20 protein-coding genes are annotated in these 24,378 nt (G+C 52.3%); 18 read left to right on the top strand and 2 right to left on the bottom strand.

Going from position 1 to position 24,378, the window contains the following annotated elements; all coding sequences use genetic code 11:
- Positions 1-555: 555 nt before the first annotated feature.
- The 12 genes from EDM55_RS05845 to EDM55_RS05790 all read left to right on the top strand — a co-directional run bounded on the left by EDM55_RS05845 (position 556) and on the right by EDM55_RS05790 (position 15,497).
- On the top strand, positions 556-2,346 hold the full coding sequence (locus EDM55_RS05845) for a M3 family oligoendopeptidase (RefSeq protein ID WP_122959829.1): 1,791 nt from the start codon (positions 556-558) through the stop codon (positions 2,344-2,346).
- A 933-nt stretch (positions 2,347-3,279) separates the two neighbouring features.
- Positions 3,280-5,151, top strand: coding sequence for a cache domain-containing sensor histidine kinase (locus EDM55_RS05840; protein WP_246071085.1), 1,872 nt, complete (start codon positions 3,280-3,282; stop codon positions 5,149-5,151).
- A complete protein-coding gene (locus EDM55_RS05835) occupies positions 5,123-5,878 on the top strand; it encodes a response regulator transcription factor (protein ID WP_092266401.1) in 756 nt (251 codons plus the stop codon). Before EDM55_RS05840 ends, EDM55_RS05835 begins: the two co-directional genes overlap by 29 nt.
- 97 nt (positions 5,879-5,975) lie before the next feature.
- Entirely contained in the window at positions 5,976-7,271 is a 1,296-nt protein-coding gene (locus EDM55_RS05830) for an ABC transporter substrate-binding protein (protein ID WP_092266400.1), read from the top strand.
- A 60-nt stretch (positions 7,272-7,331) separates the two neighbouring features.
- Positions 7,332-8,018 (top strand): hypothetical protein, encoded by a 687-nt coding sequence (locus EDM55_RS05825; RefSeq protein WP_092266399.1) that lies wholly within the window; start codon positions 7,332-7,334, stop codon positions 8,016-8,018.
- A 74-nt stretch (positions 8,019-8,092) separates the two neighbouring features.
- A complete protein-coding gene (locus EDM55_RS05820; protein ID WP_092266398.1) occupies positions 8,093-9,031 on the top strand; it encodes a carbohydrate ABC transporter permease in 939 nt (312 codons plus the stop codon).
- Complete coding sequence (locus EDM55_RS05815; RefSeq protein WP_092266397.1) at positions 9,021-9,866, top strand: carbohydrate ABC transporter permease; 846 nt, start codon at positions 9,021-9,023, stop codon at positions 9,864-9,866. Before EDM55_RS05820 ends, EDM55_RS05815 begins: the two co-directional genes overlap by 11 nt.
- Before the next feature lie 14 nt (positions 9,867-9,880).
- Positions 9,881-11,221, top strand: a complete 1,341-nt coding sequence (locus tag EDM55_RS05810; protein WP_122959828.1) for an FAD-dependent oxidoreductase — start codon at positions 9,881-9,883, stop codon at positions 11,219-11,221.
- A 41-nt stretch (positions 11,222-11,262) separates the two neighbouring features.
- On the top strand, positions 11,263-12,948 hold the full coding sequence (locus EDM55_RS05805; protein ID WP_122959827.1) for a DUF4127 family protein: 1,686 nt from the start codon (positions 11,263-11,265) through the stop codon (positions 12,946-12,948).
- A 175-nt stretch (positions 12,949-13,123) separates the two neighbouring features.
- Positions 13,124-13,756: a GNAT family N-acetyltransferase gene (locus tag EDM55_RS05800; protein ID WP_170184479.1), complete on the top strand. Its 633-nt coding sequence runs from the start codon at positions 13,124-13,126 to the stop codon at positions 13,754-13,756.
- Positions 13,757-13,800: 44 nt separating this feature from the next.
- Positions 13,801-14,535, top strand: a complete 735-nt coding sequence (locus EDM55_RS05795; RefSeq protein ID WP_122959825.1) for a lysophospholipid acyltransferase family protein — start codon at positions 13,801-13,803, stop codon at positions 14,533-14,535.
- On the top strand, positions 14,535-15,497 hold the full coding sequence (locus tag EDM55_RS05790) for a metal-dependent hydrolase (RefSeq protein WP_122959824.1): 963 nt from the start codon (positions 14,535-14,537) through the stop codon (positions 15,495-15,497). The genes EDM55_RS05795 and EDM55_RS05790 overlap by 1 nt, the downstream gene beginning before the upstream one ends.
- A 24-nt stretch (positions 15,498-15,521) precedes the next feature.
- Here EDM55_RS05790 and dapA read toward each other — a convergent pair whose 3' ends face one another.
- Positions 15,522-16,412 (bottom strand): 4-hydroxy-tetrahydrodipicolinate synthase, encoded by an 891-nt coding sequence (dapA, locus tag EDM55_RS05785; protein ID WP_092266391.1) that lies wholly within the window; start codon positions 16,410-16,412, stop codon positions 15,522-15,524.
- A gap of 110 nt (positions 16,413-16,522) precedes the next feature.
- Here dapA and EDM55_RS05780 point away from each other — a divergent pair, with 110 nt between their 5' ends.
- From EDM55_RS05780 to EDM55_RS05765, 4 genes are all read left to right on the top strand, one after another.
- The gene (locus EDM55_RS05780) at positions 16,523-17,389 is read left to right on the top strand and encodes a LysR family transcriptional regulator (RefSeq protein WP_092266390.1); all 867 of its coding nucleotides are present in this window, start codon (positions 16,523-16,525) and stop codon (positions 17,387-17,389) included.
- Positions 17,390-17,597: 208 nt separating this feature from the next.
- Positions 17,598-18,512, top strand: coding sequence for an ArsR/SmtB family transcription factor (locus tag EDM55_RS05775; RefSeq protein ID WP_092266389.1), 915 nt, complete (start codon positions 17,598-17,600; stop codon positions 18,510-18,512).
- Positions 18,513-19,754: an MDR family MFS transporter gene (locus EDM55_RS05770; RefSeq protein ID WP_092266388.1), complete on the top strand. Its 1,242-nt coding sequence runs from the start codon at positions 18,513-18,515 to the stop codon at positions 19,752-19,754.
- 215 nt (positions 19,755-19,969) lie between these two features.
- Entirely contained in the window at positions 19,970-21,424 is a 1,455-nt protein-coding gene (locus EDM55_RS05765; protein ID WP_122959823.1) for a hypothetical protein, read from the top strand.
- Here EDM55_RS05765 and yyaC read toward each other — a convergent pair.
- Positions 21,366-22,007 (bottom strand): spore protease YyaC, encoded by a 642-nt coding sequence (gene yyaC, locus EDM55_RS05760; RefSeq protein ID WP_122959822.1) that lies wholly within the window; start codon positions 22,005-22,007, stop codon positions 21,366-21,368. The genes EDM55_RS05765 and yyaC overlap by 59 nt on opposite strands.
- A 143-nt stretch (positions 22,008-22,150) precedes the next feature.
- Here yyaC and EDM55_RS05755 point away from each other — a divergent pair, with 143 nt between their 5' ends.
- Together EDM55_RS05755 and EDM55_RS05750 are read left to right on the top strand one after the other, a co-directional pair.
- A complete protein-coding gene (locus tag EDM55_RS05755; protein WP_092266537.1) occupies positions 22,151-22,897 on the top strand; it encodes a creatininase family protein in 747 nt (248 codons plus the stop codon).
- Positions 22,875-24,293 (top strand): hypothetical protein, encoded by a 1,419-nt coding sequence (locus EDM55_RS05750; RefSeq protein ID WP_092266385.1) that lies wholly within the window; start codon positions 22,875-22,877, stop codon positions 24,291-24,293. Before EDM55_RS05755 ends, EDM55_RS05750 begins: the two co-directional genes overlap by 23 nt.
- Positions 24,294-24,378: the final 85 nt, after the last annotated feature.

The raw sequence follows: 24,378 nt of genomic DNA, 5'->3' as shown, positions 1-24,378 counted from the left end.
GTGCATCTGAGACTTTTTCCTCCCCTCCGTAAAGCCCGACAGACCACTTGAATTAGTTCTTTAGTACTTAATGAACGACCATGAATCGACCAAATAAAAGCCTATGAAAGCAATACAGCTGGCTGAGGAAAAGAGAGAAAAAAGCGAGGGCATTAGGGACACAGCCCAGGCGGAATGGAAAAAACGGAACCTGCTTTTAGCGTCCACCTCTGAACCGGCATCTGAGAGCCGACCACTTTGGACGCGGGTTCCGGTTTTGGAATGGAGCCGAACAGGGATGCCCCCAGAGAAGTGTCCCTACTAACGGAGCGTTTTCTCTCTTTTCCTCCCCTCCACGAAAGCTAAGCCACCCACTTGATTGGCATTTACACTTACAATGAGCCTCAGAGCAGGAACAGCAAAAGGAAACCGAGAAAACAATTTGTGTCAAAAAAGAGCAGGAGTTCGGAAATTTCAGCAGAAATTAATTTATCGATAGAGTTTTAGCATGGTGCTTACTGGTAAACAGTAAGAACGGGAAAAAAGCTGTATTTCATAGATACGGGAGGGATTTCGATGGAAAAAACATTGCCACAGCGCTGGGATTTGGAAGTACTGTTTCCGGGAGGGAGCGAATCCGAAGCATTTCGTTCCTTTCTCGCTGAGCTGGAAAAAGATATCGCCGCACTGCAAGCCCAGGTAGAGAAAGCGGACTTGGCACTGCAGGAAAAGAAAACATTTGTAGAGATCATCGACAGCGTACAAGCGATCTCTGTTCGGACGAGACAGGCCGGCGCGTTTATCTCCTGCCTGACTGCCCAAAACATGAAGGACGAAGCCGCGAAAATGCTCGGTGGACGTGTGAAAAGCATCTCTGCAGCCTTTGGCTCGGCTTTGACTCGCTGGGAGGAGCATCTGCTCAAAATCGACGAGGCGAAATGGGAAGCTTTGCTGGCAGAGGAAGAGCTGTCTGCTATCGCCTTTAACTTGAACGAGCGCCGCCGTCGTGCACAGGAAAAGCTGTCTCCAGAGCAAGAAGTGCTCGCTAACGATCTGGCTGTCGACGGGTATCACGCTTGGCAGGACCTGTACAACGCAGTGGTAGGACGCATGACCATCGAGGTGGAGCTGGACGGTGAGAAGAAGCAGCTGTCAGTAGGGCAGGCATCCAACCTGATGAGCCATCCGGACCGTGCCGTGCGCAAGCAAGCATTTGAAAAATGGCTGGAGGCGTGGGGCAACGAAACAGAGCTTTGCGCGCAAGCCTTGAATCACTTGGGCGGCTTCCGTCTGGCGCTGTATCGTCACCGCGGCTGGGATTCGGTCCTGCGCGAGCCACTTGACATCGGGCGGATGCAGGAAAAGACGTTGGATGCGATGTGGCAGGCAATCAACAACCGCAAGGATCGACTGGTTGCTTATCTGGAGCGCAAAGCGAAGCTGATCGGCGTAGAGAAGCTGAGCTGGTATGACATTTCGGCACCTGTAGGAAGCACACACAAAAAGGTTTCCTACGACGAAGCGGCAGCATTGATCGTGGAGAACTTCGATCACTTCAACCCGAAAATGGCGGAGTTCGCCCAGCTTGCCTTTGACGATGCGTGGATCGAAGCAGAGGATCGCCCAGGAAAACGTCCAGGCGGCTTCTGCACCAGCTTCCCGGTGAGCAAGCAATCCCGCGTGTTCATGACTTACGCTGGCAACGCGAGCAACGTCTCTACCCTTGCCCATGAGCTGGGGCACGCCTACCATCAGCAAGTCATGTGGGATCTGCCGCCCCTCGCGCAAAACTACGCGATGAACGTAGCAGAGACAGCTTCGACCTTTGCCGAGATGATCCTCGCAGATGCAGCGGTGAAAAACGCAGCGAACGACGACGAAAAACTGGTCCTGCTCGAAGACAAGCTGCAATCTGTTGTCGCTTTCTTCATGAACATCCAGGCGCGGTTCCTGTTTGAGAAAAACTTCTACGAAGCTCGTAAAAACGGCTTAGTTAGCGCTGCCGACCTCGACCGCCTGATGACAGAAGCGCAGCAAGAAGCATACGCCGGTGCGCTCGCCGAATACGAGCCGCATTTCTGGGCTTCCAAGCTCCATTTCTATATCACAACGTATCCGTTCTACAACTTCCCGTACACATTCGGATACTTGTTCAGCCTGAGCGTCTACGCCCGTGCGCTGGCAGAAGGAGAAAGCTTCGCGGACAAATACGATGCCCTCCTGCGAGACACGGGCCGCCTGATGGTAGAAGACCTCGCACAAACCCATCTCGGTGAGGACATGACGCAGGTAGAATTCTGGCAAGCCGCTGTCGACCTGGCTGTAGCCGATATCGATGAGTTCCTGCGACTGACCGAAGAAGCATAAAAACGGATAAGCAACGCAATAGCAGGAAGCCTGTCACGATGATGACAGGCTTTTTTGCTGTTTGCGGCTGAAATGCGTTAAAACCAGCACAGTTGTGATAGTCACTTCGTTAGTCAACTTGGGAGCCTTCTCTCCGCAGGGAACACACGGGCTTAACTTTATGATCCGAAATTGTATGATGCCGTGCACAAAGAGGTTTTGGGCCAAACGCTATTCGGTATTTGTTTCCCTTTAAGTACCCTATTTTGCAAAATGGGTCATAGAGGCTCCCAGAGATCCTTTCAAAGAAAGCCCGTGAAACAGCCATAGCTGGCCGAGGAAAAGAGAGAAAAAAGCGAGGGCATTAGGGACATAGCCCAGGCGGAGTGGAAAAAGCGGAACCAGCCTTTAGCGTCCACCTCTGAACAAGCATCCATGAACCGACCACTTTGGACGCGGGTTCCGATTTTGGAACGGAGCCGAACAGGAATGACCCCCGAGCAGTGTCCCTACTAACGGAGCGTTTTCTCTCTTTTCCTCCCCTCCGCAAAGCCCGACAGACCACTTGAAATAGTTCTTTAGTTCTTTAGTTCTTAATGAACGACCATGAATCGACCAAATAAAAGCCCTTGAAAGCAAGACAGCTGGCCGAGGAAAAGAGAGAAAAAAGCGAGGGCATTAGGGACACAGCCCAGGCGGAGTGGAAAAAGCGGAACCTGCCCTTAGCGTCCACCTCTGAACAAGCATCCATGAACCGACCACTTTGGACGCGGGTTCCGGTTTTGAAACGGAGCCGAACAGGAATGACCCCCGAGCAGTGTCCCTACTAACGGAGCGTTTTCTCTCTTTTCCTCCCCCCCGCTACAGCCCGATGCACCTGAAAAAGGATTTAACAGAATGGCAGAAGAAATAGTCCGAATTCTCAGTTTGTAGATAAGGAGTGGAGAGCCTGCCATGAACCACCGGATGAAAAAGCATCCTTTGCACCTGTTTCGCGGAACGCTACGCACGAAGATGCTCACGTTGTTTCTCTGCCTGATCGCCATTCCGCTTAGCTTGCAAGGTATGATCACCTACAGCAAATTCACTACCTCCACCGAAGAGAGAACCTCCGCATACACAGCGCAGATCGTCCACCAAATCAACCAAAACCTGGACCGAAATATGGAAGAGATGAAGCGCCTCTCCCTGATGCCCCTCTACGATAACAGCATTCTGTCGATTCTCCGGGAGCTTGGTGGCAGCGCGCAAGCACCTCTCTACCTTTCCACAGAAAAACGGCAAAAAATGGCGCTGTACATATCAAGCCTTTCTTACAGCCGACCGGAAGTGAAGGGCATCCAGATCGTGTCCCTAAATGGGCTGGTTTTCTCCAATCTCGATCCGTCGACGATGAAGGCACAGGTCGATCTGCGAAAAGAGGAATGGTACAGTCGCGTGCTTGCAGGAAACGGTGCGTCCGTCATTATCCCTTCGCACCGCCCCGCCTACTATGTTGATTCATCGATGGATCGCTACTTTTCTGTCGCACGTCTTTTAAGAGAGCCCAACACCAATCTGCCGCTCGGAATCATCAAGATCGACATGAAGATGGAGATGATCGATCAGATTTTGACCAACATGCCCTTTACGAAAGAAGGCAGCCTGATCATCGTCAATCAGCAGAAGGAGCTTTTTTTCGAGAAGCGAGAGAACGAGACTACACCTGGCTACCAGGCGCTGCTGCGGGAAACTGCCGGGCTCGTACATCCGGGGCAGTCAGGTAGAACGATCAGCCTGCAGGGACAGCGCTACTTATTGATCGACAATGTATCAGCGAGGACGGGACTTACAGTCATCAGCATGATCCCCATAGACAGCTTGCTGAAAGACTCCAATGACCTGCGCAGCTTTACTATTCTGATCGCGGCGATCTTTCTGGTCGTGGCGGGAGGACTCGCAAGCTATTTTGCCTATTCACTCAGCAAGCCGCTGGTTTCGCTTAAGGAAAAAATGCTCCAGGTCGAGCAAGGACATTTTCACGAGCGTGTGCCAGTCTCCTCCGCAGATGAGATCGGCAAGCTGAGCGAGCAGTTTAACCACATGGTAGAAGAGATCAACCGACTCGTCAACGAAGTATACGTCATCAGCTTGCGCGAACGGGAGGCGGAGCTGGCGGCCCTGCAGAGTCAGATCCACCCGCATTTTATCTACAATACGCTCGAGGCGATCAACATGATGGCGATCCGTGCAGGCAACTACGATGTATCGGACATGGTGTCCTCTTTAGGCAAGCTGATGCGGTACACCGTAGAGCGGGGAGATGGCTTTGTGACACTGGCGCAAGAGCTGGAATCACTGTCCTCTTACGTTCGTATCCAGCAGACACGTCTCGGGGATCGAATCCAGGTGGTGATGGAAGTGGATGAGTCGCTGCGAGACGCGCCCATTCCGAAGCTTCTTTTGCAGCCCTTGCTGGAAAATGCGATATACCATGGCATCGAGCGCCAGGAGAGAGGCGGTACCATTTGGCTTTCAGTCGCACGGGATGCTGAGGCTATGCAGATCAGTGTGCGCGATAACGGCAAAGGGATGACCCAGCCAGAGCTGATCAGGCTGCGCTCCAGTGTCAGAATCCCCTTTCACCAGAATGAAGCAGCAAGCAGCCAGCGTACGGGGACGGCTCTCCGCAATATTTACCAGCGGATTACCCTCCTGTACGGCGCAGGATACCACCTGATGATGGACAGTCAGGCAGGACAAGGATCGATCTTTTCCTTGCGAATCCCCATAGAAAATGAAAAGAGGGCGATGAGACATGTACAAAGTCTTGCTAGTGGAGGATGAGCGGATCATCCGGGAAGGCTTGAAGACCTTGATCGAAAAGGTGACTACAGGCTTTTGTGTCGTAGCAGAGGCGCAGGATGGGAAAGAGGCGCTGCACTATTTGCGCACGGACATGCCTGATCTGATCATCACGGACATTCGCATGAGAGAAATCGATGGGCTGGCGATGATCGGCAAGATTCGCGAGATGTATGAAGAGCTGCCCATCGTCATTATCAGTGGATACGGTGACTTTCAGTACGCCCAAAAAGCATTGAAGCACAAAGTAACAGACTACCTGCTCAAGCCGATTGACCGGATCGAGCTGGTGGGAACGCTGGAAAAAATCCGGCTGTCACTGGAGCGAAAGAAACAGTCGGTCGCAGCTGAGCAGACCGAAAGTCAAAAGGAAGAGCGGCACATCATCCGCAAAGTCAAAAACTACATCCAGGATCATACAGATGGCGACCTACGTCTGCAAACGCTGGCAGATTTCGTCCACCTCAATCCCATTTACCTCAGCCAGCTGTTCAAGACTGAGACGGGAGAAAACGTGTCTGACTACGTTACGAGGACGAGGATGAAACGGGCCAAGCAGCTGTTGCGTGAGACAAGCCTGAAGATCTACGACATTTCCCGCTTGGTTGGCTACCAGAGCCCCAAGCATTTCATGATCGTTTTCAAGAAAGAAGTCGGGATGACCCCCGGCGGTTACCGGGATGGGGCGTCAGGAGAAGAAGACCTATAAATCCCATACCAAATCTGTAAAACAGGTGATTTATCTTAATATTCCATCAAATCTATACTTGGGCTAGGAAACGATTCCAGAAAAAAGGGGGTACATCATGAAAAAGGCAATCTTTTTGGCATTGTCTATACTTTTGACAGCGTTTACTTTTGCGGGGTGCAGCAGCAAGCCGGCAGCATCCAGCGATCCTGCGGCGAAAAGCGATGAGCCTGTGGAGCTTTCCTTTTTGACATGGGGCAATCAAGCTCACCTCGATCTATACCAGAAGCTGATCGATAAATTCACACAAACTCACCCGAATATCAAAGTAAAGCTGGAATCTGTGCCTTTCCCGGATTATCAGCAAAAGGTGACCGTGCTGGCAGCAGGACAGGAGCTGCCGGACATCGGCTGGGTATCGGAGCGCATGGTGCCGCAGTTTATGGCAAATGGCATTTTGGAGGACGTGACGGACCTCAATTCCGACGCCAACTTTAAAATGGACGACTTCATTCCGTCCACGCTCGCCCTGTTCCAAAAAGATGAAAAGCTCTACGGGATCCCCTTTTCTACACCGCCAAGCGTGATGTTCTACAACAAGGACCTGATCGAGAAAGCCGGTCTGAAATCACCGAACGATCTGGCAAAAGAAGGCAAGTGGACGTGGGAAGAGTTTGAAAAGACAGCAAAAGCGATCACCAGCGGGACGGGCGCGAGCAAAATCTACGGGGCCAACTTCTTCCGGGACTGGAAAACGTGGATCCTCCTATCCTCGTACTCGTGGTCAAATGGCAGCGGACCTTTCAACAAAGAGATGACTCAGTTCACCTGGAACGACCAATACGGAACGGAGACGCTCAGCATGCTGCAGCGCATGATGTTTACGGATGGCTCGCATCCGAAAGCCGGGGAGCAGGTGAGCTTTGAGTCAGGCAAAATCGGGATGTTCTTCGATGTGTACAGCTACGTCTCCAAAGCGCGCACGATCAAAGATTTTAAATGGGACATCGCGCCGATGCCATCCGGTTCCCAAGGCTCGGCCCCGATGCTCGGCCAGGCAGGCTACTCGATTTTCAAAGGAACCAAGCATTTGCAGGAAACAAAGGAGTTCCTCAAATTCATCGCCAGCGAGGAAGGCGTCCAGGCGACATCTGCTTACTTCGTGCCACCGCGCACATCGGTACTCAACTCGGATTTGTTCTTGAAGCAGCCTGACAATCCGGACCCGGCCCACATCAAGCAAGCCGTGATCGATGAAATGCCAAAAGCGCACTTCCAGCCAGGCCATGTGGAATGGCAAAAAATCGACAATACGATTCTCGCCGGCTTTGACCAGCTGTTCGGTCAAACGGCACAGCCGCAGGATATCATGAAGTCGTTGGAAGAGAAGATCAACCCGATTTTGAAAAAATAGCTGAGCTGTGGCGGTCTGGACAACAGGCCGCCAACCATTTGAAGGGAGGGGAGCTTCGTGATGAATCGATTGGAGCGTGCGCTTTCTGAAAAGCCGTTTCAGCTGTTCGTCAGTCTGCCGCGAAATGAGGAGGCGCTGGCGAATGCAGCGTTTGCGGAAGGAGCAGATGGACTCAAGGTGCATATGAACGTGCATCATCGAGCGAGTGGAAACAGCTTTGGCCCCCTCGCCAATTATCTTGAGCTGTTCACATCCATCCGCAGTCAGTTTGACGGACCGTTTGGCATCGTTCCTGCTGGCTCTCCACAAGACTTGAACCCAGCCGAGCTAGCGCAGCTTTCCGCAATTGGCATAGACTTTATCTCGATTTACGGACACCACCTGCCAGCAGCACAGATGAGGATCGAGGGGGTAGCGAGCACCTTTGCCATTGACGATCAATTCGATTGGGCGTTGCTAGATTCAATGAAGCATTTTCCCATGACTGCCTTGGAAGCCTCTATCGTCCCAGGTGCGGAATACGGGACGCCATTGGTATTTACCGATCTGCTGAAATATCGGTTGTTGGTGGAAAAGGCGGGGATTCCGGTGATGGTTCCTACCCAGCGAAAAGTCGTGCCAGCAGATATTCCGGCCCTGCGAGATACGGGCGTGCGTGTCTTGCTGGCGGGGGCGATGGCACTTGGGACGACGACAGACGAGATCAAAAGGTCGGTCGCAGCCCTACGCAATGCAATCGACAAATAAGCACGCAAAGGGAACCGGGTGCGGCCTCGTAAGAAAAAGGAAGAGGCAGCTTCGCCCACGAAGGAGGAATGCGTATGGAGAGCAACATGAATATTCCCATCTCTCCTGAACAGAAAAAAGCGAAGCCGAAAAGAAATCCGTTTCATCGGGAAGCCAATGTGAGTGGCTGGCTGTTTGTCAGTCCGATGGTGCTCGGATTTCTCGTGCTGCTGCTCGGGCCGCTATTGCTCGCCTTTTACATGAGTCTGACGGATTGGCCGCTTTTGGGAGAGCCGACCTTTGTTGGGATGGACAACTACAAGGCCATTTTTTCCGATGAGGAGTTTTGGACGGTTGTTGGCAATACGTTCACGTTTGCGGCAGGACTCGTTCCGCTGAATATTGCCCTCGCTCTGGGTCTGGCACTTCTGCTCGTCCGCAAGCTGCCCGGGATTGGCATCTTCCGTACAGCCATCTTCGTGCCGGTCATGACTTCGCTGATCGTTTGGGCAATTGTCTGGAAGTACCTGTTTGCAACCGATACAGGCTTTATCAACCAGATCCTGCAGCTGTTCGGGATCACGGGTCCAGCCTGGCTGTACAATCCGCAGTTGGCCATGCCTGTCGTCATCGTGACCAGCGTCCTGAAAAACGTGGGCTTGAACATGGTGCTGTTTATTGCCGCTCTGCAGCAGGTGCCTGTTCACTTATACGAGGCAGCGAGGATTGATGGAGCAGGAAGGGCACGTCAGTTTTTCCAGATCACCGTCCCAATGATCTCGCCCACGATCTTTTTGACGACGCTATTGACCATTATTGGATCGCTCAAGGTGTTCGGCCAAATCTACGTGATGACCCAAGGAGGACCAGGCGACAGTACGAAGGTGCTGGTCTACTACATCTGGGAGAAGGCCTTCAAAAACTTCGAGTTTGGCTACGCGTCAGCGCTCGCTTTTGTACTGTTCTTTATCATTTTTGTATTTACGTTACTCCAGTGGCAGTATCGAAAGAGGTGGGTCTTCCATGAAGAATAAGAGTCCCGGAAAAATCCTCGGGATCGGGTTGAACTATGTGACGCTGTCTGTCGTCTCCCTCATCATGCTCGTTCCGTTCCTATGGATGCTCTCGACATCGCTCAAGGAGCCAGCCAAAATCTTCGTGTTTCCCCCTGAGCTGATTCCATCGCCGATCCGGCTGGAAAATTACACGGAGGTACTGGCGAACACGCCATTCCACCTGTTCTATTGGAACAGCCTGTACATCGCGATTCTTGTGACAATCGGTACGGTCTTGTTTGCTTCGATCGCCGGCTATGCGTTTGCGAGAATTCCTTTTAAAGGGCGCAATCTCGTCTTCCTGCTTCTGCTGTCGACGATGATGATTCCGAATGAAGTGACCTCGATTCCGATGTTTTTGTTCATGCGTGTACTAGGCTTCATCAATACGCATGTGCCGCTGATCGTGCTCCCGATATTTGGTGCGGGAGGAATCTTCGGAGTTTTCGTCATGCGCCAGTTTTTCCTCGGGATACCGAAGGAGCTGGAGGAGGCCGCGATGATCGATGGCTGCTCGCGCTGGCGAATCTACTGGAGCATCATGCTGCCGCTTGCCAAGCCGGCGATTGCGACCTTGACGATTTTTACCTTTTTGACCAGCTGGAACGACTTTTACGATCCGCTCATTTTCTTGAACGACCGAGAGCTGATGACGCTGCCGCTCGCCTTGTCCTTGTTTACAGACGAAGCGGGAACGGCCTGGCATCACCTGATGAGTGCTTCGGTGATGGCGACCCTGCCCCTGCTGATTGTGTTCTTTTTTGCCCAAAAGCAGTTCATTGAGGGTGTATCGATGACGGGAATGAAGGATTAACGGAGGTGGAGGATATGGACCGCATACTTGAAGCGGATGTCGTGGTAGTAGGCGGGGGACCCGCAGGAATCAATGCAGCACTGGCGAGCGGAAGAATGGGTGCCAAGACGATTCTGATCGAACGCTATGGCTTTCTCGGCGGCATGTCTACAGCTGCCTTGGTGTACCCTTGGATGACGTTTCATACGGAAAAAGGAGACCAGGTGATCAAGGGCATCGCCCAGGAAATCGTGGAGCGGCTGCAGGAGCGCGGCGGTTCTCCGGGGCATTTGCGGGATACAGTTGGCTTCGTTCATACAGTCACGCCGTACCATCCTGAAATCTACAAGCTTCTGGCAGTCGAAATGCTGAAGGAAGCAGGAGTCAAGCTGCTCGTTCACAGCTTTGTTGACGAGGCTGTCGTAGAAGGTGACCGGATCAGAGCGATCCAGATCACGACCAAATCCGGCAGGTACGAGATTCGCGGAAATATCTTCGTCGATGCCTCTGGAGATGCAGATGTGGCGTATTTGTCTGGAGCGCCGACGTACCAGGGCAGGGAAAGCGACGGACGCACGCAGCCGATGACGATGAAGTTTCGGATGCGCGGGGTGGATTTGGAGCAGGTCAAAGCGTACATGCTGGCTCACCCGGAGGATTTCTACCACAAGACGCCGTTTGCAAAGCTTAGAGAGATACCGCTGACAGGTGTCCAAGGCTTTTACACACAGTGGAAGGCATCAGGAGTGCCGATCAACCGTGATCAGGTTCTCTTTTTCACCGGTCCGGAAAAGGATGAGGTACTGATCAACTGCACGCGCGTCCAAGGACTGGATGGCACGGATGTGGAGGATTTGACGGAGGCAGAGGAGATAGGGAGACGTCAGGTTTTAATGATATCTGAATTTTTGAAAAGTAAGATCGCAGGGTTTTCTGGTGCCTCCATCTCTGCAGTCGGAACGCAGATCGGCATTCGGGAAACGCGCAGAATCGCAGGAGCGTACAGCCTGACGATCGAGGACGTGGTGCAGGGACGCAAATTCGCTGACGTGGTCGCACGCAGCGGCTATCCTGTCGACATCCATGATCCATCCGGAAAAGGCGTGATCGCCGCGGATATCGAGGGGGACGGCGCTTACGACATCCCGTATCGCTGTCTGCTGCCGAAAAGGATCGAAAACCTGCTCGCGGCAGGGAGGTGCATTTCGACCACGCATGAGGCGCTGGCGACGACGAGGCTCACTCCGAGCTGCATGGCTACCGGTCAGGCAGCAGGTACGGCGGCAGCCATCGCTCATCTGGATCGAACGATTCCACGAAAGATTGACGTATCCAAGCTGCAGCTAGAATTGCGAAAAGCAAATGCCGTTCTGTAAGTCGTCCGTTACTTTCGCTTGCGATGAAGGGAGTCGAAACGATGAAGAAGTGGAGATTTGTAATTTCTACGGTTGCGATGGCAACGCTGCTGACAGGCATGCTGCCGTTTGGGCAAATGAATGGGGCACAGGCAAAAACGTCGCCCAAGCCGATTGCCAAAATCGCGCTGGTGCCACTGGATGATCGTCCAGTCAATACGTATTTTCCGCAGATGACTGCGAAGGCGGGAGGAGTGGAGACGATCATGCCGGATGAAGACATGCTCGGTCATTTCACGACCCCGGGAGATGGGGAGGAGATTGGCGACTGGCTTCTTGATCAGGCAGACAAAGTCGATGGCTCGGTCATTTCCGTCAGCATGCTCGCATACGGGGGGCTTGTGGCTTCCCGTACCGCCGATCAATCGTACGAGGATGCGCTTTCCAATATCAAGGCGATCAAGCGACTGAAAGCCAAGAAGCCGAAGAAGCCGATCTTCGTATTCGATACGATTCAGCGGCTGGCAGTAACGGCTACCGATCCCGAAACACTGAAATATTACGATCAGATCCGGGAGTGGGCCATTCTCTATGACGAAGTGCACAACCTCGGGATGACGGAAAAAGAGGATCGTCTGGAAGAGCTGGAGGAGCTCATTCCCGAAGCCGTTCTGCAGGATTATCTGGATGCCCGTGAACGCAATCACAAAATCAATTCCTTGCTCATCGATTGGGTCAAAGACGGAACCATCGATTACCTCGTGCTTGCTCAGGATGACGCAGCTCCACACGGATTGCACCGCGCAGAACGGGAAGCGTTGGTGGAAAAAGCGGAGGACCTCGGTGTCGAGGATCGCACAGCGGTGTTTCCCGGAGCCGATGAAGTAGGAACAGTGCTCGTCAGCCGTCTGTCACTCGATCAACTCGGCATCCACCCCAAAGTAGCCGTCGAGTATTCGGGCATAGATGGCAGCGACTGGACGGCGCCGTTTGAAGATACGACGTTTGACGAGAGCGTGGACATGCATATCGTTGCGGCAGGTGGCAAGGCGGTACGTGATGCAGATGATGCGGATCTCGTCCTGATGGTGAATACGCCATCGGAACCAGGGGAGAGCAAAGCCGACCGCAGGGAAGCGCTGGATGATTTTGTCGACGTGATCAACGAGCACCTCGAGGACGGGAAGCGAGTTGCCGTGACGGATGTGACGATTACGAACAAGGCAGACCCCGATCTCATCGAGCGTCTGCAGGACGATGTGAAGCTGCCAGCCCTTCTCTCCTATACCGGATGGGGCACAGCGGGGAACAATATGGGCAGCGCCTTGGGTCAAGCTCTTCAGCGCACCGCCTTTTTGGAAAAGGGAAATCAGTTTGGCGTGCCGTTGACGGTGGATGCGGCTGAGGCACACGTGAATCTGCTGCTCTCCTCGTTTGTCAACGATCACAACTACCGGAACGAAGTCATGGCAGATGCCCGGGAGTTGGTCAAGGAATTGGGCGGAAATGAATGGGGACTTGGCGACGATTTTGAGGAAGTGAACGATTTCGTCGTGGAGGAGCTCGCACCCGAGGTAGAGGATTGGTATGAGAACTACTTCGCGGATCAAATCATCGACATCGGCAAGCGCGGCAACCACACGTTCACTGGAAAGCTTACAAGTCTCGATGACGTAGAAATTGTCCTGCCTTGGGAGCGGTTGTTTGAAGTATTTATTCAACCCGAAATCACAGTCGAGAGACAGTAACCAAATGTACGAACAGGTACGCCATCTGGACAGGTGGCGGCCTTTTTTGTTGTTCAGAAGCTTACCACAATCTTCAGGAAATCTTTACCTGCGATTCATCGAATAAAAGTCAATGGCGAGTAGAGTGAAAGAGAACGGATCAGTACCTTGCGGCAAAAGCAAAGGGGGAGATCAAATGGAGGGGAAAAGGCTGGATCAGGATCGTTTTGACGACTGGTGCGACCATTTGATCGTCAAGGAAGTAGGTACAAAACGAGTCGTTGGGACGTGTCGCCTCCTGCCTGGGAAAAAAGCAGGGACAAACGGCGGGTTTTACTCGGAAACGTTATTTGACCTAAGCCACTCATCGCTCCCTCGTACACGCATGCTGGAACTTGGCAGAAGCTGTGTAGATCCTGCTTACCGCAATGGCAGAGTCATTCAACTGCTATGGGAGAGGATCGCCGACTATGTGAACCTGCACGGGTATGACTATCTGGTTGGTTGCGCGAGCCTCCGCGAGGCAGATCATGAACAGCTGAGCCGCATTCATGCCTTGCTGAAGCGCTTTTCCTTTCTTACAGAGCGATATGGCGTGTACCCGCATCCGTCCTCGAGGCAAACGGGGCTGCGGCCGATAGATGCAGAGGAGAGCCTAAAGCAGATGTATCGCCTTCTTCCTCCCTTAATGAAAGGCTACCTTTGGCTAGGTGCCGAGCTTGCCGAGGAGCCTGCGTACGATCCCATTCTAAGAAGTACGGATTACTTTGTCATCCTCGATCAAAAGCAAATCACGGAAAAATACCGTCGTCGGTTTCTGGATAAATAAACAGAAAAAAGGGAGAGGGTGGTCGCCATGTACCGTTGGATTGGATGGTTGACACGACCAGATCGGCTGCACTTGCTCGGCAAGCTGTAAGCCAACGGGTTAAAGACAATATGAGTGCGGTATTAGGTACACAAGCACCTGTGCAAAGACTGCGCAGACAATATTTTTACCAGGTATGCGTTGCGCTCTATGAATTGCTGTTTGTCAGCCACCGCTTGCCTAAGCAAGGCTTCAAACGATTTTATCCGGAAGGCGAAGAGCATCTGCAATCCGCTCTGCAGAAAGGTAAGGGAGCGATCGTGTATGCACCGCATATCGGCAATTTCTTTTTCGCTTACTGGTATTTAAGTCAGCGTTACCCGTGCCTGGCGGTGGTGACCGCTCAAAGCGCCGAGCTGCGGCCGCTGCGGAGGCATTTGTCCCAAAATGGGGTGGTCTTTCTCTTGGGAGACTTTTCGCGGCCGGAGTTTCCACTCGGACACATGTTTGGAAAAAAGACGCCGCTGCCACGTGGAGCAGCTATGCTGGCATTGGAGGGAAACGCGCCTGTCATACCGTTTTATTGTCGCAGAAAAAAAGGAGTTGCACACCAGCTCACCTTTTTCGCTCCTCTCAACTTGCATGAGCATTACGAAAAAAACCAAACAGCAGAGGCGATGGAGCAGCTATACTCCTTTTTGGAGGATGCCGTGAGAGCGGTGCCCGCGGAATGGCTGTACTGGTTTTATGTGGACGAAAGATGGACGACCGAAGACTATCATGCTGGGGAGGTATCGTAATGGATACAGGAAGCCATCTCTTGTTGGGCGTTACATTGGCTGGACTGGCGCACGCGACCGGATTTGTCGGTACGGATCCGGCAGTGGGTCAGGCGCTAATGATCGCCACTGTGGTGGGATCGCATGCACCGGATTTTGATACGGTAGTCAGATTGCGAGGCATCTCTTCTTACATCCGTTTTCATCGGGGTATCACTCATTCCATCCCCGCCCTGTTTCTCTGGCCGCTCATCATCAGCGTCCCGCTCGCTTGGGGGTTCGATGTGATGGGGCAGCTCGCCACCCTTTATTTCTGGACGTGGATCGCAGTCGTTTTCCATGTCTTTCTCGATATGCTCAATGCGTATGGTGTCCAATGCATCCTGCCGTTGAACCGCCGCTGGGTTCACATGGATGTGCTGGCGATCTTTGAACCGTTTGTGTTTGCGCTGCATGTGGCAGCAGCTGTCTGGTGGCTAGGCTTTGGGGGAGATGCCGTGATGCTCTTTCCCGCGGCGTACGGTATCACTTTCGTCTACATTGGGGTGCGAGCCTGGCAGCATGCTCGGTTAGTCAAGCGCGTAGCCTCGGCTCTGGATACAAATGGAGTCTGCCACGTCATTCCCAGCTTCCATCCCTTTCATTGGCGCTTCGTCGTAGAGACGGGCGATCGGTTCTATACAGGAAAGATTGAGTACGCACATGTGCTTCTGGAAGAGATTTATCCCAAGCAGCAGCGCAATGATATCATACAGGCGACGATCGGGGTCGATGGGGTTCGCGCTTTTCTCGGGTTTGCCCAACGCATTCACGTCACATGGAAAGAGTGCCAGGACGGCTATGAGGTCGTGTGGAGCGATGTGCGTTTCTGGTACAACCGCAAGCTGCCCTTTGGGGTGGATGTCCGGCTGGACCACGATCTCAACGTGGTGCATCATCGCCTGGGATGGCGCAAAAAAGCGTGGGATCCCCCCTATGTCTGAGGGATTCCACGCTTTGACTCAGCTTTATCGCGCTAATGCAGGGAACAACTCGATCAATTCCTGCTGCAAGCCTTGGCTGATTGGGCTCATCGGCAGGCGCAGGGTATCCGAAGACAAAATGCCTTGCTGGGTCAAAATCCACTTGATCGGTGCTGGATTCGACTCTTGGAAAAGCTTTTGAATCATCGGTACGAGGGAATCGAACTTCGTTTGCGCCTGAGCAAAATCACCTTGCTTGGCAAGCTCATACACTTCCACGAATTTTTCGGTTTGAATCATGGAAGAAGCTAGAATGCCACCTGTTGCTCCGTGCTGCATCATGGACAGGAACAGGACATCATCCCCGCACAGGACTGGTTTCGTATCTCCTTTGGTAAGCTCGTGAAGGAGGTCGAGATTGCCTGTGCTGTCTTTGATTCCGATCACGCCATCTAGATCCAGGACGGCTTTGACCGTATCTGCATTCAAGCGTAGACCTGTACGATGGGGGACTTCGTAGGCGATGACTGGAACGCCTACTTGAGACGCCCGACGATAATGTTCGATGACACCTGCATGAGGTGGGCGGTTGTAGTACGGTGTGACGATGAGGACGGCATCCGCTCCCAGCTCGCCCGCAAGCTCAGTCCGCTTGACGGTCGATACTGTACTGTTGGTACCTGTGCCGATGATGAGGGGAAGCTGCTTGCCGCTCTCTTGTACGACCTCTTTGGTCGCTTGGAAAAGCTGGACAACTTCCTCCCAGGATACAGTTGGAGATTCGCCTGTCGTTCCGTTGACGATGATGCCTTGAATGTTATGTTGTAAAAGCTCCTGAACATGCTTGCGGTAAGAGTCCAGATCCAGCTCTTCATTTGGCAAAAAGGGCGTGATGACGGGTGCATAAATGCCATGCAAATCGCGTGCTTGTAACAATGTGTGTTCCTCCCGTTATGCTTGATGTAAGTACTTTACCATAGCATTCGTTATCAGTGTTATCTATAATAAGTGATATGTAATATCAATAATTTTGAAGTGGTGACGATATGGATCTCACTTATTTTCAGACATTTCGCGAGGTTGCCTATCATCAGAGCTTTACAAAAGCAGCTGGCGAGCTGGGCTATGCCCAGTCCAGTGTGACGATGCAAATCCAGAAGCTCGAGCAGTCGTACGGCGTCAAGCTGTTTGAACGGTACGGGAAAAGCCTGCGCCTAACCTCTGCTGGGGAAGAGCTGCTGAAAATAGCGGTTCAGATGCTGAATTTGTATCAGCAGTCAAAGGAAACGCTGACCTTGCAGGGGGGAGGAACGCTGACGATCGGAACCATCGATTCACTGGCTTCCTACTACCTCCCCGCCTTGATCCAGCATCTGCGGCAAAAGTATCCGACTTTGACAATCAGGCTGCAGCCCGACCGGGAAACCGCCATCGTCGAGAAGGTGAGAGAAGGGGATTATGACATCGGGCTTCTGCTCGAGAGCAAGCCCTCCGATCCGACTCTCGAATGGGTGAAGATCAGGGAGGAGCCGCTTGTGCTATTGGCGAGTCCCGATCATCCGTTAGCTGCTATCGGAACAATCACTCTGGAGCATTTGAGCGACATCGAGTGGATCATGACGGAAGCAAGCTGCAACTATCGGATCATGCTGGAGCGGGTGCTGCAGGAACAGAAGGTACCTTACCGAGTGGGACTTGAGCTGGGCAATCCGGAAGCGATCAAGCGCTGTCTGGTCACAGGGGCCGGTATTGCACTGCTTCCGCTCATGGCAGCAAACGAGGAGATTCAACGCGGGGAGCTGGCGGCCCTTCCCTTTCAGCATCCTGACATTCGCTTGGACCTGCAAATCGTGATGCGGCCGAAGAAGTGGATGTCTCATTCCTTGCAGGATTTTATCGAGCTGCTGCATTAGCGAAAGGCTATCAAGAAGACAGGCCAGTCGGACACAGAGATGTTCGGCTGGCTTTTTTGTACAGCAAGATTTTTGAAGATTCTCAGCCAGTTAAGGCTCTGCCAAAAAGTTTGGCGGAGCCAAGTTTTTTAATGTCGCTGCGCAAAAGTCTCTATACGAAATGAAAAGCTCATGGTAATATAAAACAAAAATGTTCGATGGTGATCGAATGGATAAAATGTATTCAATAAAAATCGAATGGTCAACTGCCTATGAATGTATTGTGAGTCTGTATGTGTATCTGCAGGAAAAGGAGAGAAAGCATTATCAGCTAGGCAGCGAGTGGAAGGAAAAAACGGCAAGGCTGCTGCCGCCTGATTTCGCAAAGGAGCTGGAGGACGAACGATGGGAAGTGCTGCATCGCTTGGTGCTTCTCGTTGCACAGTCGCCGCAAAAAGGTTCTGTCGAGCAATTTCTCGATTGGCTAGCGCAGGTGCCTCCAGGAGAAATCTATGAGCGCATGGCTCCGTGGGTCGATACGATTCCCTTAAATCTAGGGGAGATCCGGGACCATAGCTTGTATTTGCTCACGCGCTGGAACGAGCATTATTTCTCCAAGGTAGAGGCTCGCATTTTGGAGAGACTGGAGGAAAGCACACGCCGGCTGACGGAACAGCTCGGGCAAAAGTCCCCCATGGAGCTGATCGATCAGGTAACGAACGGCATCTGGCTCGAGCCGACGGCGGATTTGCAGCAGGTTGTCTTAATTCCTCAATTCCATTGCGCACCGCTGTCTGTCCTGGATTTCTACCGGGGGATGGCGACGTGCTTGTATCCCGTAGACGATTCTACAGCCGTCCTGCAAAAATTACTGCCGATCACCCAGTGCTTGTCGGATGAAAAGCGGCTAGGACTTTTGCGTATCGTGGCAGAAAGACCAAGTACGTTGACGGAGCTGACACAGCAAATAGGGCTTGCGAAAAGCACGGTGCACCACCATGTGACAGCCTTGCGCAGAGCGGGCCTGATCCGCGCTCATTACACCGGAAGCACGACGATCTCCTACTACAGCCTGCGAGAATCGTTTATCGATCAGCTTCCTAGCTTGCTGCATGCTTTTTTGGGAAAAGGGGACGAAGCCTAAATGAACCAACTTCGGAAGTATTGGCATGCGTATCATCCAGTCGTTCATCTGCTGATGGCAGGGACTGTGTTTGTAGGTCTCACCCAAGCGATGAGCATGCCGTTTCTAGCGATTTATTTGAGTGAAACGACGACGCTTGGACCGGCGTACATTGGGATGATTGCGGGAGCTGGCCCACTGGCAGGCACCGTCGGCGGTTTTCTCGGGGGGATCTTGTCTGACTTGTTCGGCAGACGGAAGCTAATGATTCTCTCGATGATGGTCATGGCAGCTGCTTTTGCCGCATTCGTAGTCGTCAGCCATCCACTTGCCCTGCTGTTCGTCAGTCTCGTAAAAGGGCTGGCGGGATCGTTCTACGGGACGGTGTCCAAAGCGATGATGGGGGATTTGACGCCAGCAGACCAGAGGTTTCGGGTCTTTTCCAACCGATATTTGGCGAATAACCTGGGTGTCGCGATTGGACCGATGCTCGGGGCGTTTCTCGGAATAGCCGGCAGCGGTACAGCCTTTCTGTTGACCGCGCTCGCCTATGTGCTGTTTGCGATTCTATTAGGTGTCGCCTGCAAGCAGTACGCGGTAGGAGATGGGCAGGGGGAAGCGGCGGAAGAGAAGCCGGGGCTTCGGCAAATGTGGAAGGTGCTCAGCCGGGATACGGCTCTATTGGCTTTTGTCTTTGGCGGCATTCTGCTCGTCACGGTTCACGGCCAAATGTCGGTTACACTGTCCCAATATTTGCGGGAACATGTAGTAGAAGGGGTAGCTCTTTTTGGTATGATGATGAGTGCAAACGGGTTTACGGTATTGCTTCTGCAAATTCCACTGACGAGATTGGTAGAGAGATACACGCTGTTTGCGAGAATTGCAGGCGGAGCGCTGCTGATGGTCGCCGGGGAAATAGGTTTTGCCTTTTTGACAGGGTGGACCTTCATGGTGGCTGCGATGGTCGTGTTTACGATCGGGGAGATTTTAATCGTGCCCGCGGAGTACGCCCAGATCGATCAGATCAGTCCGGCCAATATGCGCGGAACCTACTACGGCGCGCAGAGCTTCAGTGAGCTGGGGAGCTTCCTCGGTCCATGGGTAGGGGGAATAATCCTGTCTGCTTACGGAGGACCTGCGATGTTTCTGGTTATGGCTGGCATTGCAATGTTCAGCCTGGTGTTTTACAAGCTAGGCAGTGTCATTTACGAAAGGAAAAAATTGTATACCATATACGGCAATTCTATGGAAAAACAAGGATAAAAGGGCTGGAAACGCTTGCAAAACCAGCCCTAGAACGGTAAAACCAGCCGCCCCCTGGAAGGATTTTCTACATAAAACCTTGAGAAAACCTGAGAAATCCCAAATAAACCATATTTTCAGAAAATAATTGTATACAATAAGCCAAATATCTATTTTTCGCGCGCATATTGTGCTACAATTTTTTTGGACAGACCTAATCTAATGGTGCAGGGGGGATGCAGATGATCACTATGTCACATGTTGTGTATGCAATTGTTACAGTCGCTGTCATTATTGTCATGTTGTTCCGGCGCGGTGTTGTCATTCCATCTTTAATCGGTACGTTTTTGGTAGGCTGGATTTTCAAAGGGGATGTGATCAGTGGCTTCCAAGCCGTGTACAACGCCAATCTTACGGCAGCAAAAGAACTGTTTACAATCTTTTTGATCATTACCTTCATGGTGGCGTTATTGGCGTCGCTGCGGGATATTGGAGCAGACCGCAGAATGATTCGCCCGATCCAGAAGCTGATGGTCAACGGACATGTGGCTTTTTTTGTGCTTGCTATCGTTACGTATGTGATCTCCTTGTTTTTCTGGCCCACTCCTGCTGTGCCGCTTATCGGCGCATTGCTTTTTCCTGCAGCGATTCGTGTCGGTCTCCCTCCGATGGCTGCAGCGATGGCAGTCGCACTGGCGGGTCAAGGGATGGCGCTATCCTCCGACTACATCATGCAAGTAGCTCCGATGCTAAGCGCAAAAGGAGCAGGAGTAGAAACAGGAATGGTCGCAGACAAAGCGATGGTACTGTCGCTAATTACAGGCGGCGTGTCCATTGCCGTCGCTTACCTCATGCACCGCAAGGCTATCCGCAGGGCTGACGCACCCCTCGTTCAAAACCAAGTCGTAGAGTTTCGATCAGTGGAAGAAACGCCAGAGTTTGCGCAGGCAGCGGCGGCAGTAGAAACTCTCCCGCCGAATATTCTGAAATGGTCGAAGATTTTCGCGGTTCTGGTTCCTCTGTCCATGCTGGGTGTCATGATTGTGATGGCAGCGAGTAAATTTGGATCGAACATGGGGGGCTTCGAAGGGGGAGACGGGGCAGCTTTCATCGGTGGGGTAGCTGTGATCCTGTTGATTCTGTCCTGTACGGTGTTTTCGAAGATTGCTGCATTGGATAAGATCAGTGACCATCTGACGGAAGGCTTCGTTTTTGCCTTTAAAGCCATGGGACCAGTGATTCCAATCGCAGGATTTTTCTTCCTGGGAAATGCAGATTTTTCGAAGAGCATTCTCTCGCTAGGTGAGTCGGTTCCTGCCCCCGCGATTTTGTATGATTTGGTCATGTCCGTCCAATACGCGATTCCGGCAAACGGGTTCCTGACTTCATTTGGCATCCTGGTTATCGGGATCATCGCGGGATTGGAAGGATCGGGATTCTCCGGACTGCCGTTGACAGGCTCGCTCTCTGGTGCGCTGGGCCCGACTGTGGGCATCGATCCTTCGACGCTGGCCGCGATCGGGCAAATGGGCTCGGTCTGGTCCGGAGGCGGAACCTTGATCGCATGGTCTTCCCTGGTTGCAGTAGCCGGCTTTGCCGGAGTATCCGTCATTGAACTGGCACGGAAAAACTTTATCCCTGTCGTCTTGGGATTATCGATTGCCACAATCGCGGCTCTCTTTCTCTGGTAGCCGCAGGGCTATCGTCCAGAGGCGGCTCGGAAGCAAGCTTGGGTAGGATTTCTTGGACGGCTCTTGTCAGGATCCGGGTAACGACTCCGGACATTTCCTGCACAAAGGTGAGGCTCGTGTGCTCCAGCACTTTGTGATTTAGCGGTCCGTAGTTGTTAATGATTCCTTTGAGATGAATATGGCCGATGGGAGGCAGCTGCTTATCGAGACTGACTCCTGGCTGCAAAGGCTCTTCCACGACCTGGAGCGTACCGATTTTGTAAAATTGCCCGAGGCAGGCATCGACGGCGATCACGTATGCACGCATATGCTTCTGGGAGATGTGGGAAAGCGTCTTTTGCATATTGAGGGCGTGCACGGGATTGTCCAGCGTTCCGTAAATATGAACGTGCCGCTGTCCCTTCAGCTGTTGGAGAAGCTGACTGCCAACCATCGGTCCTAAGGAATCACCGGAATAGCGATTGGTACCAATGCAGACGATCACAATCTCGGTATACCCGGGATTGTTTACGTAATGTTGAATTAAGGCGTCAGATAAAGAAGCCACTGATTTTTTATCTAGGTAGTGGCAATAATGCAGCATGCAATTCACCTGCTTTCTTCCTTACTTAATTGTAAACCATGGCGATGGAATCAAGAAATACAGAAAAAGTTAAAAGTGTTTGTCATTTTTATAAATAGATATGGTATACAATATACCATTATGGAGAGGATGTGTGAATGAGGATGACTAAGGCATTTCTGTTAACACAAATGACATGGCCAGAAGTGAAAGAAGCGCTGCGTACCGTGAAAATAGCGGTGATTCCTCTGGGCGCACATGAACAGCACGGGCCACATATGGCGGAAAGCTGCGATGCCGTTTTGGCTGAAGAGATGGGAAAACGACTGGTGGAGAAGCTGTATCCGGAAGCCCTCCTGACCCCTACGATCAACATGGGAGTGTCACCCCACCACCTCCATTTTCCCGGGACGATCTCTCTGGAGCCGACAACGGTGATTGCAATTTTGCGCGATATGATCAAATCGTTAAAACAGCATGGCATAAAGCAGTTTCTGATCTTGAACGCCCATGGTGGAAACCAGGCGACACTAGGGGTGGCCACGGAGACACTGACGCGGGAACTTGATGTTCGCATCTACTATGCCAAGACGACAGCATCTGCCAAGGATGTCATGGATCGGCGTCTGGAGTCCAAGCTGTATGGCCACAGCTGCGATCGCGAAGTATCCGAAGCCTTGTATCTGGCCCCGCATATCGTCCGGCAGGATCGGCTCGAGGCGGCAGACTATCAGGAAGGCAGATGGAAGAAGCTGCGCCCTGGAAATCCACTGCAAGGCTTCTACTATTATGAAGAAATGACGCGCAACGGATGCATCGGGGACGCGACAAAGGCGAGCTATGAAATCGGGCAGGAAATCGTGGAGACCGCTCTGGAGAGACTGGCTCATGCTGTCAAAGAGCTTATCTAAAGGAAGGCCGTACGTTTTTCTTTCTGCCATTGCTGCTTATTTGCTGTCCGCCTTCTATCCCTCACCGTTCCTGCATGGGGTCATTTCCGTACTGAGCATTCTCATTATCTTGATGGTGTTTCCCTTTGTGCCGCGCTTTGTACAGGGGCTCAGTGCCTTGTTCCTGCTGATTGGAGGGAGCCTGCTGCTGGCAAGTGGTGCTGCGTGGACACAGTTTGTCACGGGCTTTGGCAATATGCTGAACATCTTGAGTCTCTTTGCCCTGATTCCCTTTATTGCGCTGCCGATTGAGCTCGGGAACTACGCCAGCAGGATTCAGCAAATGATCCAGCGGACGATCAAGCGGTCTGGCTTGCTGTATTCGATGACCGCCAGTCTCTCGTATATTTTAAGTTCCTTTATGAATATCGCGACCTTGCCCATGGTTTATCAAACCATTCGGCCATCCCTGGAATTATTTCCTATCGAACAAAAGGAACGCTTCATCAGCCGGGCGATCACCCATGGGTACAGCATGCCAATCGTTTGGACGCCGGTCGCTCCGATCGTAGGGATCATTGTGGAGATGACAGGCGTGCGCTGGAGCGCGATTTTACCCATCATGATTCCGTTCAGTCTATTCGGTCTGCTCTTGGATGGGCTCATGGGACAATGGATCGCCAAACGAAGAAGGAAGCAGCTGGATTCCGTAGTGATCCGTGAAATGGCGGCAGCACGGCAAGTGGTGGAGGAGCAAAAGCAGCAGGCACGTAAGCCAAGCCATCCCGTTCATATTCTGCTGGCAATTCTCATCTTTACGGGTCTGATTGCTTTGCTCGAGAGGTATACGTCCTACAGCTTTTTATTGCTGGTATCGGTAGCCGTCATTCCGTTTGCTCTTCTGTGGTCGGTTATGATCGGTACAGGCGGGTTGTTTTTGCAGAGAAGCAAAACGCTGCTCCCTGCGCAGCTGATGAAAATGAAGGAGCAGTTCATTGTGTTCCTGAGCGCGGGCTTCATGATTTCCGCGATCCAGACCTCTGGGGCAGGGCATGTCCTCAATGGCTGGATCATGGCAGGAGAGAATCTGGTGGGAGCGGATCTGTTTCTGCTGCTGATTCCGCTGATTCCACTCGGGCTTGCCTTTGTCGGGCTGCATCCGGCTGTAGGTTTGGCGCTGACGGCGGAGTCGCTCAATCCTCACGCTTTGGGCATCTCCCCGGAGCTGACAGCGATTGCGATGCTGACAGGAGCGGCCACTGCCTTTCTGATGGGGCCGTACAATGCCACGGCAGGGATGATGGCCAATCTGACCAAGCAGAGTTCCATCCGAATTTCCAACTGGAATGCGCCTTTTACATTGGCTTACCTGGTCATGTCGATGTTCTTACTAATTATTCTGAAAAAAGTGTGTTGACAGACGAGCCCAGGTACGCAATAATTGGTTCATAAGAAGTTTGGTATACAATATACAAAATACAACTGAATCTGCTCACCCTACT

This window comes from Brevibacillus centrosporus (genome assembly GCF_003710815.1).
GTDB classification, from domain to species: domain Bacteria; phylum Bacillota; class Bacilli; order Brevibacillales; family Brevibacillaceae; genus Brevibacillus; species Brevibacillus centrosporus.
This window is presented reverse-complemented; position numbering and strand designations above follow the sequence as displayed.

Bases quoted from the DNA above. Each gene is read 5' to 3' on its own strand.
- EDM55_RS05845 (WP_122959829.1), top strand. From the start codon at position 556: ATGGAAAAAACATTGCCACAGCGCTGGGATTTGGAAGTACTGTTTCCG.
- EDM55_RS05840 (WP_246071085.1), top strand. From the start codon at position 3,280: ATGAACCACCGGATGAAAAAGCATCCTTTGCACCTGTTTCGCGGAACG.
- EDM55_RS05835 (WP_092266401.1), top strand. From the start codon at position 5,123: ATGTACAAAGTCTTGCTAGTGGAGGATGAGCGGATCATCCGGGAAGGC.
- EDM55_RS05830 (WP_092266400.1), top strand. From the start codon at position 5,976: ATGAAAAAGGCAATCTTTTTGGCATTGTCTATACTTTTGACAGCGTTT.
- EDM55_RS05825 (WP_092266399.1), top strand. From the start codon at position 7,332: ATGAATCGATTGGAGCGTGCGCTTTCTGAAAAGCCGTTTCAGCTGTTC.
- EDM55_RS05820 (WP_092266398.1), top strand. From the start codon at position 8,093: ATGGAGAGCAACATGAATATTCCCATCTCTCCTGAACAGAAAAAAGCG.
- EDM55_RS05815 (WP_092266397.1), top strand. From the start codon at position 9,021: ATGAAGAATAAGAGTCCCGGAAAAATCCTCGGGATCGGGTTGAACTAT.
- EDM55_RS05810 (WP_122959828.1), top strand. From the start codon at position 9,881: ATGGACCGCATACTTGAAGCGGATGTCGTGGTAGTAGGCGGGGGACCC.
- EDM55_RS05805 (WP_122959827.1), top strand. From the start codon at position 11,263: ATGAAGAAGTGGAGATTTGTAATTTCTACGGTTGCGATGGCAACGCTG.
- EDM55_RS05800 (WP_170184479.1), top strand. From the start codon at position 13,124: ATGGAGGGGAAAAGGCTGGATCAGGATCGTTTTGACGACTGGTGCGAC.
- EDM55_RS05795 (WP_122959825.1), top strand. From the start codon at position 13,801: ATGGTTGACACGACCAGATCGGCTGCACTTGCTCGGCAAGCTGTAAGC.
- EDM55_RS05790 (WP_122959824.1), top strand. From the start codon at position 14,535: ATGGATACAGGAAGCCATCTCTTGTTGGGCGTTACATTGGCTGGACTG.
- EDM55_RS05780 (WP_092266390.1), top strand. From the start codon at position 16,523: ATGGATCTCACTTATTTTCAGACATTTCGCGAGGTTGCCTATCATCAG.
- EDM55_RS05775 (WP_092266389.1), top strand. From the start codon at position 17,598: ATGGATAAAATGTATTCAATAAAAATCGAATGGTCAACTGCCTATGAA.
- EDM55_RS05770 (WP_092266388.1), top strand. From the start codon at position 18,513: ATGAACCAACTTCGGAAGTATTGGCATGCGTATCATCCAGTCGTTCAT.
- EDM55_RS05765 (WP_122959823.1), top strand. From the start codon at position 19,970: ATGCAGATGATCACTATGTCACATGTTGTGTATGCAATTGTTACAGTC.
- yyaC (WP_122959822.1), bottom strand. From the start codon at position 22,007: ATGCTGCATTATTGCCACTACCTAGATAAAAAATCAGTGGCTTCTTTA.
- EDM55_RS05755 (WP_092266537.1), top strand. From the start codon at position 22,151: ATGACTAAGGCATTTCTGTTAACACAAATGACATGGCCAGAAGTGAAA.
- EDM55_RS05750 (WP_092266385.1), top strand. From the start codon at position 22,875: ATGCTGTCAAAGAGCTTATCTAAAGGAAGGCCGTACGTTTTTCTTTCT.